Source organism: Labedaea rhizosphaerae, assembly GCF_004362825.1.
Classification (GTDB): Bacteria; Actinomycetota; Actinomycetes; order Mycobacteriales; family Pseudonocardiaceae; genus Labedaea; species Labedaea rhizosphaerae.
In genome coordinates this window covers 102,539-116,814 of the sequence record NZ_SNXZ01000007.1, presented here as the reverse complement: position 1 = coordinate 116,814, position 14,276 = coordinate 102,539, and the positions used below count along the sequence as shown (strand labels likewise).

1 protein-coding gene is annotated in these 14,276 nt (G+C 73.9%); it reads right to left on the bottom strand.

What is annotated here, in order from left to right:
• Nucleotides 1–6 precede the first annotated feature (6 nt).
• Nucleotides 7–14,274 (bottom strand): type I polyketide synthase, encoded by a 14,268-nt coding sequence (locus tag EV186_RS31825; protein WP_166659422.1) that lies wholly within the window; start codon nucleotides 14,272–14,274, stop codon nucleotides 7–9.
• Between the last annotated feature and the right edge of the window lie 2 nt (nucleotides 14,275–14,276).

Genomic DNA, 14,276 nt, shown 5'->3' with positions numbered 1-14,276 from the left:
GGCGGTTCAGAACTTGGAGAACTCCTCGTCCAGGAGGTCGAACACGTCCTCGGCGGTGGCGGAGTCGAGGCTGTCCGACACCTCCTCGGGCGCGTCGGCGGCGTTCCACGTGGTCAGCAACGCGCGCAGCCGGGCGGTGACCTTGGCGCGGTCGCCGTTGGTGACGCCCGCGAGGCTCTGCTCGAGCTTGGCCAGGTCGGCCAGGGCGAGCTCGGCCGGGCTGTGCCTGCGTGGTTCGAGGCCGGACCTCAGGTGCCGGGCCAGCGCGGCCGGGTTCGGGTGGTCGAACACCATGGTCGCGGGCAGCCGCAGCCCGGTCGCACCGGCCAGCCGGTTGCGCAGTTCGACCCCGGTAAGCGAGTCGAGCCCCAGTTCGACGAAACCGCGGCTCGCGTCGACCGCGCCCGCCGACTGGTAGCCGAGCACGGTGGCGACCTGGGTCCGCACCAGCTCCAGCAGGATCCGGTCGCGTTCGGCGTCCGGTGCGGCGGCGAGCCTGCTCGTGAGCGCGGCCGCCGAACCCGTGTCCGGCTCGGCGCTCACCGGGACGAGCACCCGCAACAGCGGCGGGACCTCGGCTGGGCGGGCGCGCAGGGCGGCCGGGGCGAAGCCCATCGGCACGACGAGCGCACGGCCCGCGGCCAGCGCCTCGTCGAACAGCCGCAGACCGTCCACAGTGGTCATCGGGGTGAGCCCGGAGCGGGTGAGCCGTCGGACGTCGACGTCGGTCAGCTCGCCGGTCATGCCGGTGCGCTGGGCCCACGGGCCCCACGCCATGGACACGGCGGGCAGGCCGCGGGCGACCCGGTGCTGGGCGAGCGCGTCGAGGAAGGAGTTGGCGGCGGCGTAGTTGCCCTGGCCCGCACCGCCGAGCACCCCGGCGGCCGAGGAGAACAAGGCGAACACCCGCAGGTCCATGCCCTCGGTCAGCTCGTGCAGGTTCAGCGCGCCCCGCACCTTCGGCGCGAGCACGGCGTCGAGGCGCTCGGGCGTGAGCCCGGACAGCACACCGTCGTCGAGCACCGCGGCCGTGTGCACGACCGCGGTCAGCTCACCGGGCACCGCGGCGATCACGGCGGCCAGGGCGTCGCGGTCGGCGACGTCGCAGGCGGCGATGGTGACCTCGGCGCCGAGGGTGGTCAGTTCGTCGGCCAACGCGTCGGCGCCGGGTGCGGCCCGGCCACTGCGGCTGACCAGCACGAGGTGCCGGTAACCGTGTTCCCGCACGAGGTGGCGGGCCAGTTCGGCCCCGAGCGTGCCGGTCGCACCGGTGATCAACGCGGTGCCGGCCACTTCCGGGAGCTGCTGCTCTGGCGGGTCCAGCCGGACCAGCCGCGGCGCATATGCCACCCCCGCGCGCACCGCGACCTGCGGTTCGCCCGCGGCGACTACCGGTTCGAGCGCGGTCGTCTCGTCGTCGAGGTCCACCAGGAGGAACCGGCCCGGGTGCTCGGACTGCGCGCTGCGCAGCAAGCCCCACACCGCCGCGTGGTCCAGGGCGGGCACGTCGTCGCCGGGCACCGCCGCCACCGCGCCCCGGGTGACCACGACGACCTTGCGTTCCCCGTCGAGCGAGTCCTGCACCAGCGCCAAGGCGTCGTGCACGGACCCCTCGAACCGGACCACGAGGTGGTCGGTGAGGTCCGCCGGTGTGGAGACCGGCAGTGGGTGCCAATCCACGCCGAACAACGCCCCTGCCCCGCGCCGGGCGCCCGCGAGGTCGGTGGCCGCCGGGCGGCACACCAGGGACCGCACGGCCAGCACGGGAGTGCCGGTGTCGTCGGTGATCCGGGCCGAGACGCCGCCGTCGTCGGTGACCGCGAGCCGCACACGCAACGCCGTGGCGCCCTCGGTGTAGCGGCGGACGCCGGTGAAGGCGAACGGCAGCTCCGCGGGCCGGTCGAGGCCGCCGCCGTCGTGCAACGCCCGCACCATGCCGATGCCGTGCAGGGCGGCGTCGAGCAACGCCGGGTGCAGGCCGTACCCGTCGACGTCACCCCGCAGGGCGTCGGGCAGCGTGATCTCGGCCAACAGTTCGCCCTCGTGGTGCCACACGGTGTGCATGGCCCGCAACGCCGGTCCGTAGCCGTAGCCCGCGTCGGCCGCACCGCGGTAGAAGCCGCTGACGTCCACCGGCTGCGCACCGGCCGGCGGCCAGAGCGCCGGACCCGCTTCGGCCGGTTCGGTGAGCACGGCGAGGGTTCCGCTCGCGTGCAGTGTCCACTGGGGATCGAGCGAGTCGTCGTGCCGGGCGTGCACGCTCACCTCGCGCCGGCCGTTCTCCCCCGCCGCCCCGACGACCACCTGCAGCCGCACCGTCTCGCGCTCGGTCAGCGTGAGCGGTGTCCGCAACGTCAGCTCTTCGAGTTCACGGCACCCGACCTGGTCACCCGCGTGCAGCGCCAGCTCCACGAAAGCCGTGGCCGGGAACAGGATCGTGCCCAGCACGACGTGGTCGGCGAGCCACGGGTGCGTCCGCACCGACAGCGCCTTGGTCAGCACGAGCCCGCCGTCGGCCAGCGGCACGGCCGCGCCGAGCATCGGGTGTCCACCGCGGTCGTGGGCGTCCAGCGACACCGGCTCGAGCCAGTAACGACTGCGCTGGAAGGCATACGTCGGCAGGTCGACCGTCGGGCCGTCGCCCGCGAACACCGTCAGGTCGACGGGACCACCGTGGGCGAACAACTCGGCGGCGGCTCGCAGCACCCTGGCCTGACCGCCGTCGTCGCGGCGCAGTGTGCCGAGCGCGACGACCGACTCGGCCGTCTCCTCGATCGCCATGGTGAGCACCGGGTGGGCGCTGATCTCGGCGAAGAACCGGAAGCCTTGCCCGGCCAGCGCCCGCACGCCCTGCTCGAACTCGACCCCCTGGCGTAGGTTGCGGTACCAGTACTCGGCGTCCAGCGCGGCGGTGTCGAGCCAGCAGTTGTCCACTGTGGACCAGAACGGGATCTTGGCGCTGACCGGCTTGATCGTCGCGAGCGTGCTCAGCAACTCGTCGCGCAGGCGTTCGACGTGGACGGTGTGCGAGGCGTAGTCCACCGGGATCCGCTTGGCCCGCACCCCGTCGGCCGCGCACTCGGCGAGCAGCGCGTCCAGCGCGTCGGCGTCGCCCGCCACCACCACCGACGACGGACCGTTGACCGCGGCGACCGACACGCGATCGCCGAGGCGGGCCCGCACGTCCTGCACCGGCAGGGCGATCGACACCATGCCACCGAGCCCCGACAACGCGGTGATGGCCTTGCTGCGCAACGCGACCACGGTGGCCGCGTCCTGCAGGGACAACGCCCCGGCGACGCAGGCCGCGGCGATCTCGCCCTGCGAGTGGCCCAGCACCGCGTCCGGCTCGACGCCGAGCGAGCGCCACACCGCGGCCAGCGCCACCATCACGGCGAACAACGCGGGCTGCACGACGTCCACCCGGTCCGGCAGTTCACCGGCCCGCAGCAGGTCGAGCAGCGAGAAGTCCACGTGCGGGGCGAACGCGCGTTCGCAGTCCGCCACCTCGGCGGCGAACACCGGCGACGTGTCGAGCAGGTCGCGTGCCATGCCCGCCCACTGCGAACCCTGGCCGGGGAAGACGAAGATGAGTTTGTCCTGCTGCGCCTGTCCGGTGACGACAGTGGGCCACGGGTTCCCGCTTGCCACCGCACCGAGCGCCGCGCGGAAGTCGTCCCGGTCCGCGCCGAGCAGCACGCTCCGGTGCTCGAACGTCGCGCGGGTGGCGAGCAGCGACCGGGCGACCTCGCCGGGCTGGAGGTCCGGGTTGGCGTCGAGGTGCGCGGCGAGCTTCACGGCCTGCGCACGCACCGCCTGCGGGCTCTTGCCGGACAGCACCCACGGCACGGCGCCCGCGATCTCGTCGGTCGCCGCGACCGGTTCAGCCACGTACTGCTCTAGCACCGCGTGCGCGTTGGTCCCGGTGCCGCCGAACGACGACACGGCCGCGCGGCGAGGCCGGCCGGTCACCGGCCACGGCCGGTTCTCCGTGGCCAGCGACACCGCGCCGGCCGACCAGTCGACCTCGGGCGTGGGCTCGGCGGCGTGCAACGTCCGCGGCACCGTGCCGTCGCGCAACGCCATGACCACCTTGATCACCCCGGCGACGCCGGCCGCCGAGCTGGTGTGCCCGATGTTCGACTTGACCGAACCCAGCCAGAGCGGCTCGTCCCGGTCCTGGCCGTAGGTGGCGAGGATCGCGCTCGCCTCGATCGGGTCGCCGAGCGTGGTGCCGGTGCCGTGCGCCTCCACGACGTCCACTTCGGACGCGTCGAGGCGGGCGTTGCTCAGCGCCTGGCGGATCACCCGCTGCTGCGCGAGCCCGTTCGGGGCGGACAGACCGTTGGATGCGCCGTCCTGGTTGGTGGCCGAGCCGCGGAGCACGGCGAGCACCTTGTGCCCGTTGCGTTCAGCATCCGACAGGCGTTCCACCAGCAGCACCCCGACGCCTTCGCCCCAGCCGATGCCGTCCGCGTCCGCCGAGAAGGCCTTGCACCGCCCGTCGACGGCCAAGCCCCGCTGCCGGCTGAACTCCGTGAACGACACCGGCGACACGAGCACGGCAACACCACCGGCCAACGCGAGGTCGCACTCGCCCTGGCGCAGCGACTGCGCCGCGAGGTGCAGCGCGACCAGCGACGACGAGCACGCCGTGTCCACGGTGACCGCCGGGCCTTCGAGGCCGAACGTGTAGGCGACCCGGCCCGAGGTGCCCGCGGTGCCCGAGCCGAACAGGAAGTAGCCCTCGGCGTCGCTGCCCGGTTTGCCGCCGACGCCGTAGCCGACGAACGACGCGCCGACGAACACCCCGGCCTTGCTGCCGCGCACGGTGCCCGGATCGATCCCGGCCCGTTCGAACGCCTCCCAGCTCGATTCCAGCAGCAGCCGCTGCTGCGGGTCGATGGCCAGCGCCTCGCGGGGGCTGATGCCGAAGAACTCGGCGTCGAACTCGCCGATGTCCGGCACGAACGCGCCGTGGCGCGCGTAGGACGTGCCCGGGTGGTCTGGGTCGTCGTGGAAGAGCGTGCCGAGGTCCCATCCGCGGTCGTCGGGGAATTCCCCGATCGCGTCGCCCCCGGCCAGCACCAGGCGCCACAGGTCTTCGGGCGACGCGACGCCGCCCGGGTACCGGCAGCTCATGCCGACGATGGCGATTGGTTCGTCCAGCGTGGCGGTCGTGCCGACCACCGGCGCCTCCTGCTCCCGGACGCCGAGCAGCTCGGCCAAGAGGTGACCGGCCAGCGCCTTGGCGTTCGGGTAGTCGAAGACCACGGTGGTGGCGAGCTTGCGGCCGGTCGCCGCGCGCAGCCGGTTGCGCATGTCGACGGCGGTGACCGAGTCGAAGCCGAGCTCGCGGAAGGCCCGGCCGGGCTCGATCGCCTCGGCGTCCGGATAGCCGAGGGCCGCGGCGGCCTGGGCGCGAACCAGCTCCAGCAGCATGGGCGCGCGGTCGGCCTCGGGCAGGGCGAGCACGCGCCGGCGGAAGTCGTCGTCGGACTCCTCGACGTCCGATTCGGCGCGGGCTTCGGTCTGTGCTTCGGGGATCTCGGCGATCAGCGGGCGGGCGCGGGTGGCCGTGTAGGACGGGACGAACCCGGCCCAGTCGAGGTCCGCGACCGTCACCGTCGTCTCATCGGCGCCGACGGCCTGAGCCATGGCGACGAGCGCGAGGTCCGGCGCCATCATCCGCATCCCACGCTTGGCCAGGCGCGCGACGGCGGCGGCGTCGGCCATGCCGCCGCCGGCCCAGCCGCCCCAGGCGATGGCGGTGGCGGGCAAGCCGCGATCCCTGCGGTGGCGAGCGAGCGCGTCGAGGTGGGCGTTGGCGGCGGCGTAGGCGGCCTGGCCCGCGCTCCCCCACACCCCGGCGCCGGACGAGAACAGGATCAGCGGCGCGTCGGTCAGCTCGTCGAGGATCGTGGCGCCGGTGACCTTCGCGGCCAGGGTCGCGGCCAGGTCGGCGGCCGTGGTGTCGGCCAGCGCGGCGAACTGGCTGACGCCGGCCGCGTGCACCACAGCGTCCACCGGGTGGCGCGCGAGCAGGTCGGCCACGGCGGCGCGGTCGGTCAGGTCGCAGGCCTCTATGACGACGTCGACGCCGGTCTGCGTGCCGAGGTCGGTCAGGGCCGCGGCACCCGGTGCGTCCGGGCCGGTGCGGCTGACGAGCACCAGCCGCTCAGCGCCATTGGCGGCGAGCCACCGGGCCACGTGCCCGCCCAGCGCCCCGGTGCCCCCAGTGACCAGGACTGTCCCTTGTGGACGCCAAGAGGCCGGCGTCGGAGTCGCCCGGACCATGCGCCGGGCGAACACGCCGGCCGGCCGGATCGCGAGCTGGTCCTCGTCGCCGATCCCCGCGAGGACGGCAACCAGGTGGTCCGCGGCCGCGTCGTCGAGCACCTCGGGCAGGTCGACGAGCCCACCCCACAACTCGGGGCGTTCCAGGCCGGTCACCAAGCCGAAGCCCCAGACCTGGGCCTGCTTCGGGTCGCGCAGCGGCTCGTCCGGACCGGTCGCCACCGCGCCGCTGGTGGCGAACCACAGCGGCACGGCCGCCTCGGCCGCGATCATCGCCTTGACCACGTCGAGGGCTCCGGCCAGCGGGAGCAGGCAGAGCACGCCCGCGACACCTTCGCCCGCGGTCCATTCCGTGGCCACCCGAGCGTCGCCGAGGGCCGCGGCGCAGCGGCGGGTCAGGTCCGCATCGGGATCGCCGATGACGAGCCAAGTGCCCGTCGGTTCTGCAAGAGTTGGCGTGACCGGCCGCCACGTGACGTGATAACGCCAACCATCCACAGTGGACTTGGCACGGCGGCGACGGCGCCACGACGACAACGCGGGTAGCAGGTCCTCCGCCGGTTCGGCGGCGAGCGTGTCGGCGACCGCGGCCCGGTCCTCGCGCTCGACGGCGTCCCAGAACGCGGCCTCGTCCGGGTCCGCGAGCTGGGCGGGGTTCGGGGCGTCGAGCCAGTAGCGGTCGCGGGCGAACGGGTACGTCGGCAGGTCGACGACCCGGGCGCCGGTGCCCGCGAAGAGGGCCGCGACCTCGATCGGCGCGCCGTGGGCGTACAACTGCGCGTACGAACCCAGCAGCCGGTCCATGCCGCCGTCCTCGCGGCGCAGGGACCCGACCGCGACGACCTCCTCGTCCGTGCCGGTGGCCTCGCTGATGTCCCCGATCGGCGCCAGCACCATCGGGTGCGGGCTGATCTCCACGAAGAACCGGTAGTCCTGCTCGACCAGCGCCCGGATGCCCGCCTCGAACTCGACGGTCTCGCGGGTGTTGCGGTACCAGTACTCGGCGTCCATCGTGGCGATGTCACGCCACTCGGCGTCCACTGTGGACATCATGGGCAGCGCGCCGGTCGTCGGTGTGATGCCGTCGACCACCGACAGCAGGTGCTCGCGGATCAGGTCGACCTGCGCGGAGTGCCCGGCCCACGCGGCCGGGACGCGCTTGGCCCGCACCGATTCCGTCGCGCATAGCTCGACCAGCTCGTCCAATGCGTCGACATCGCCGGCGACCACGACCAGGCCGGGTCCGTTCACGGCGGCGACGGACAGCTTGCCCGCCCAGCGCGGCAACCAGCCACGCACGCGGGCAGCGTCCGTGCTCACCGAGACCATGCCGCCCCGGCCGACCAGGCTCGCGCCCGCCTTGCTGCGCAACGCGATGATCCGCGCCGCGTCCTCGAGGCTCAGCCCACCGGCGACGTGCGCGGCGGCGATCTCGCCCTGCGAGTGCCCGATCACCGCGTCCGGTTCGACGCCGAGAGACCGCCACACCGCGGCCAGCGACACCAGGACGGTGAACAGGGCCGGCTGCACGACGTCGACCCGCTCCAGCGACGCGGCATCCGGCGCACCACGCAGCACGTCGAGCACCGACCATTCGACGTGCGCCTCGATCGCCGCGGCGCACCGCCGCGCCTGCTCGGCGAAGACCGGCGAGGTGTCCAGCAGTTCGCGGGCCATGCCCACCCACTGCGAGCCCTGCCCGGGGAACACGAACGCGACCCGCCCGGGCCGCACGGTTCCCCGCACCACCTCGGGAGCGAGTTCGTTGTCCGCCATGGCGTCGAGCGAGCTCAGGCGGTCGGGACCGGTGAGCACCGCGCGGTGCTCGAACGCGGTCCGGGTGGTGGCCAGCGAGTACGCCACGTCCACGTCGCGGTGCTCGGCCACCTGCGCACGCAGGCGCCGCGCGGTCTCCCGCAACGCGGCGGCGCTGCGTGCCGACAGCAGCCACGGCAAAGGCTTGTCGTCCTCGGCTGGGCTCTCGGCCGCTTCTTCGGCCGGGAGACCTTCGATGATCGCGTGGGCGTTGGTGCCGCTCATGCCGAACGAGGACACGGCCGCGCGCGGCGTCCGGCCGGTGTCCGGCCACGGCTGGTGTTCGGTGGCCACCGAGACGGCACCGGAAGTCCAGTCGACGTGCGGCGACAGCTCCGTCACGTGCAAGGTGCGGGGCACCACGCCGTGCCGCAGCGCCATGACCAGCTTGATCACGCCCGCGACCCCGGCGGCCGCCTGCGTGTGCCCCAGGTTGGACTTCACCGAACCCAGCCACAACGGCCGCGTGCGGTCCTGGCCGTAGGTGGCCAGCAGGGCGGTCGCCTCGATCGGGTCGCCCAGCGCGGTGCCGGTGCCGTGGGCCTCGACGACGTCCACTTCGGACGGAGTGAGCCGGGCGTCGGCCAACGCTTGGCGGATCACGCGTTGCTGGGCGGCACCGCTGGGTGCGGTGAGCCCGTTGGACGCGCCGTCCTGGTTGATCGCGGTGCCGCGGACCACGGCGAGCACACGGTGCCCGTGGCGCCGCGCGTCGGACAGCCGCTCGACCAGCAACATGCCGACGCCCTCGCCCCAGCCGGTGCCGTTGGCGTCGGCGGAGAAGGCCTTGCACCGCCCGTCCGGCGCGAGCGCGCCCGCCTCACTGCTGTCGACGAACATCGCGGGGTTGGTCATCACCGTGATGCCGCCGGCCAACGCCATCGTGGCCTCGCCCGACCGCAGCGCACGCACCGCGAGGTGCAGCGCGACCAGCGACGACGAGCACGCCGTGTCGATGGTGAGCGCTTGTCCCTGCAGGCCGAACGCGTAGGCGATCCGCCCGGACAGCACGCTGGTGGACGCGCCGGTCAGCATGTGCCCGCGGGTGCCTTCGGGCAGGTCGAACTGGCCGAACCCGTACGCGGAACTCGCGGCGCCGACGAACACGGCGGTCCGGCTGTCCCGCACCGACTCCGGGGTGAGCCCGGCGCGTTCGAACGCCTCCCAGCTCGACTCCAGCAACAGCCGCTGCTGCGGGTCCATGGCCAGCGCCTCGCGCGGGCTGATGGCGAAGAACGCCGGGTCGAACCGGTCCACGTCGGCCATGAACCCGCCGATGCGGGTGTTCCCCGCTCCGCCAAGGCTTTCCAGGTCCCAGCCGCGGTCGGCCGGGAAGTCGCCGAGCGCGTCGACGCCGTCGGCCACCACCCGCCACAGGTCCTCGGGGCTGTGCACGCCGCCGGGGAACCGGCAGCTCATCCCGATGATCGCGATCGGCTCGTCCGCCGGTCCGGCCGTGACCGCGGTCGGTTCCCGGTCGTCGCCGCCGAGCAGCTCGCGCAGCAGGTGGCCGGCGAGGGCTTCCGGGGTGGCGTGGTCGAAGATCACCGTGGTCGGCAGCGTGACGCCGGTGGCCGCGGCCAGGCGGTTGCGCAGTTCCACCGCGGCCAGCGACCCGGCGCCCAGTTCCGCGAACGCCCGGCCCGGCGCGACCGCGTCCGGCCCAGCGAAGCCCAGCACAGCCGCGGTCTGGCCGCGGACGAGACCCAGCAACGTGCGCTGCTGCTCCACAGTGGACAGCGTGGCCAGCCGGGCGGCGAAGGTGTCGGCGGTGGCGCCCCCAGCGGTGCGCCGGGTCGGCCGCACCAGGACGTGCAGCAGGTGGGGCGGCGCGCCCGCGAACGCGGCCGGGTTGAGCCGAGTGGCGACGGCGGTCGGCGCACCGAGGCCCAATGCGGTGTCCAGCAAGGAAAGTGCGGCGTCCGGGGCCAGCGGCGGGAAGCCGGAGCGGGCGATGCGGTCGCGGTCGGTGCCGGCGAGCGCGCCGAGCATGCCGTGCTCGGTGTCCCACGGTCCCCACGCGAGCGACAACGCCGGCTTCCCGGCGCGGTGGCGCCGCTCGGCGATGGCGTCGAGGACGGCGTTGGCGGCGGCGTAGTTGCCCTGCCCGGGGCTGCCCGCGGTGCCGGCGATCGAGGAGAACAGCACGAACGCGTCGGCGTCCGGCAGCAGTTCGTGCAACGCCAGCGCGGCGTCGGCCTTGGGCCGCAGCACCGTGTCGAGCGCGTCCGGGGTCAGCGTGGTGACGAGGCCGTCGTCGACGACGCCCGCGGTGTGCACGACGGCGTTGACCGGATGCTCGGCGAGCAGGGCGGCGAGGGCGTCGCGATCGGCGACGTCACAGGCGTGCACGCGGACGTCGGCACCGAGCGCGGTCAGCTCCTCGACCAGCGCGGTGGCGCCCTCGGCGGCCGGCCCGCGGCGGCTGGTCAGCACCAGCCTGCGCACACCGTGCGTCGTGACCAGGTGGCGAGCCACTAGACGGCCGAGCATGCCGGTGCCCCCGGTGACCAGCACGGTGCCGTCGAGCTTGACCGGCGCCGGGTTGTCCGCCACGCGCTCGAGGCGTGGGACGAACGTGACGCCGTCGCGGATCGCGACCTGCGGTTCGTCGAACGGCACCGAGGCGTCGCCGTCGACGAGGAAGATCCGGCCGGGGTGTTCGAGCTGGGCCGCGCGCACCAGACCCCAGCACGCGGCGCCCGCCAGGTCCGGCACCGGGTCGGCGGGGCGGACCGCGACCGCTCCCCTGGTCCGCACGACCAAAGGGCGCCCGTCGTCGTTCCCGAGCCAGCGTTGCAGACCGGCGAGCAGCTGCGTGGTCGCTTCACGCACGTCGTCGCTCGACGGACTCAGCACCACCGCGTCGTCCGCGGCCCGCCGGACCGGCCGCGCCGTCCATTCGAGACGGTAGAGGTCCTTGGTCTGCGTTGTGCCGTCGAGGTTCCACGCCGACAGCTCGACCCGCTCGGCTGAGAGCACCGGACGGCCTGCCTCGTCCACGGCGAGCAGCGACACGGCGTCGTCGCCGTCGGGCGACACGCGCACGCGCAGCGCGGTGGCGCCGGACGCCCACAGTGTCACACCCGACCAGGCCACCGCGGCGGCTCCGCCGAGCACGCTGTCCAGCAGCACCGGGTGCAGGCCGTAGCGGTCGGTGTCCACACCCGCGGGTAGCTGGACCTCAAGGTCGTCGGCGGCCGCGGTCCACGTCGGCTCGACGTCGTCGGCAACGCTCAAGGTGCCCGTCGCGTGGCAGGTCCAGGGACGGTCGGGCCAGCCACGGTCGACCCGCGGGTCCTCGGGGCGGGCGTGGATGGTGAAGCTGCGATCCCCGTTCTCCGGTGCGCCGAGCCGGACCTGCACCTGCACGGCGTCGGTGACCGGCAACGCGACGTCGATGCTCAGTTCGGCGATCCGCGCGCAGCCGACCTGGTCACCGGCGCGGATGGCCAGCTCGACGAACGCCGCCGCGGGCAGCACCGGGTGATCGGCGAGCCAAGGCTGCGTGGTCGCGGACAACCGGGCCGTGAACAGGTACTCGTCGCCGCCCGCGACCCCGACGCCGGATCCGAGCAGGGCGTGGTCGGTCACCCCGAGGCCGGCGCCGGACACGTCGTGCACGCGTGCGGTCACCTTGGGCCAGAACCGATCCCCCGCGAACGGGTAGGTCGGCAGGTCGACCCGCCGGCCGGGCAGCAGCCGGGCCCAGTCGACGGTGCCACCACGCGTCCACACCGTGGCCACGGCGCTCAGCAGGGTCGTCGGCTCGTCCTTGCCCCGCCGCAACACCGCGACGGCACCGTCCACGTGCGCCGCCAGCACCGGGTCCGGGCCCAGCTCCACGAAGGTCGTGACCCCGTTGTCCCGCAACGTGTCCACGTCGTCGGCAAACCGGACGGTCTGCCGTACTTGCCGCACCCAGTACGCCGGATCCGCGACCTCGCCGGGGATCGCGATCGCCGGTTCGTGGTAGGTCAACGACCGCGCCACGACGGCGAACTCGTCGAGCATTGGTTCCATGAGCTTCGAGTGGAACGCGTGCGACACCGTCAGGCGCTTGACCCGCCGCCCTTCGGCCCGCCAGGTCGCTTCGAGCGCGGCGAGCTCGTCGGACGTCCCGGACACCACCAGCGACGTCGGGCTGTTGACCGCCGCGATGTCGATGCCCTCGGGCACATCGGCTTCCGTGCCCTCGACCGCCAGCATCGCGCCACCCGGCGGCAACGCCTGCATCAACCGGCCCCGCGCCGCGACCAAACGGCACGCGTCGTCCAGCGACAACACGCCCGCGACGTGCGCGGCCGCGAGCTGCCCGATCGAATGCCCCAGCACGAAGCCGGGGGCGACACCCCAGGACTCCAGCAGCCGGAACAGCGACACCTCCAGCGCGAACAGCGCGGCCTGTGCGCCCTCGGTCTGGTTCAGCGACTCCTCGTCGTCCCACGGGATCGGGAGCCGGGACGCGATCTCGTCCCACGCCGCCGCGAACGCCGGGTACGTCGCGTGGAGCTCGCGGCCCATCCCGGCCCGCTGCGCACCCTGACCGGTGAACAGGAACGCGAGCTTGCCCGGCGTGACCGAGCCCTCGACCACCTCGTCGCCGACCAGCACCGCACGCTGGTCCAGGGCCGCCCGCGTGCACGCGAGCGACCACCCGACGTCCACCGAACGCTCCAGCGTCCGGGCCCGCTCGACCTGCTCGCGCAACGCCGTTCGCGACCGGGCCGAGACCACCAGGGGCACCGGCCCGGGTACTTCCGGCGACGCCTCGGTTTCGATGTCCGGTGCCTGCTCGAGGATCGTGTGGGCGTTCGTGCCGCTGACCCCGAACGCCGACACGCCTGCCCGGCGCGGCGCACCCGTTTCCGGCCACGGCCGGGACTCGGTCAGCAACGACACCGCGCCCGAAGACCAGTCCACCGCCGGCGTCGGCTCGTCCACGTGCAGCGTCGGCGGCAGTTCCGCGTGCTGCAACGCCATCACGGTCTTGATCACGCCCGCCACCCCGGCGGCGGCCTGCGCGTGCCCGAGGTTCGACTTCACCGAGCCCAGCCACAGTGGCCGCTCGCGGCCCTGGCCGTAGGTCGCGAGCAACGCCTGCGCCTCGATCGGGTCACCGAGCGACGTGCCGGTGCCGTGCGCCTCCACGGCGTCCACATCGGACGGTGCCAGTCCGGCGTTGGTCAACGCCTGCAGGATCACCCGTTGCTGCGACGGCCCGTTCGGCGCGGTCAGCCCGTTGGAGGCGCCGTCGGAGTTCACCGCGGAGCCGCGCACCACCGCCAGCACCGGGTGGCCGTTGCGCTGCGCGTCGGAGAGCCGTTCCACCAGCAGCACGCCGACGCCTTCGGACCAGCCGGTGCCATCGGCTGCCGCCGCGAACGACTTGCACCGGCCGTCGGCGGCCAGCCCGCGCTGCCTGCTGAACTCCGTGAACACACCCGGCGTCGCCATCACCGTGACGCCACCGGCCAACGCCATCGTGGCCTCGCCCTGGCGCAGCGACTGGCACGCCAGGTGCAGGGCGACCAGCGACGACGAGCACGCCGTGTCCACCGTGACCGCGGGCCCCTCCAGCCCGAACGTGTACGCCACCCGCCCGGACACCACGGCCGACGCACCGCCGGTCAGCAGGTAGCCCTCTGTCTCCCGCGGCGCGGTGCTGGCCAGCGCCAGGTAGCCCTGGTCGTTGGTGCCCGCGAACACGCCGATCGGCCGGCCCCGCAACGAGGTCGGGTCGATCCCGGCCCGCTCGAACGCCTCCCAGGACGCCTGCAACAGCAGTCGTTGCTGCGGGTCCATGGCCAGTGCCTCACGCGGGGCGATGCCGAAGAACGCCGGGTCGAACTCGGCGGCGCCACGCAGGAAACCGCCTTCGCGGGCGTAGCTCGTCCCGTCGGAGTCGGGGTCCGCGTCGAAGAGCGTGTTCAGGTCCCAGCCGCGGTCCTCCGGGAACGGGCCGATCGCATCCGTGCCGGAGGCGACCAGCCGCCACAGGTCCTCCGGCGAGGCGACCCCGCCCGGGTAGTGGCACGCCATGCCGATGATGGCGATCGGCTCGCGCGCGCCGTCCTCGAGCTCCCGCAGCCGTTGCTTCGTCCGGCGCAGGTCCGTGGTGACCAGCTTGAGGTAGTCCCGCAGGGTGCCTTCGTCAGCCATGT

Coding starts and splice junctions, on each gene's coding strand:
- EV186_RS31825 (WP_166659422.1), bottom strand. CDS start 14,274: ATGGCTGACGAAGGCACCCTGCGGGACTACCTCAAGCTGGTCACCACG.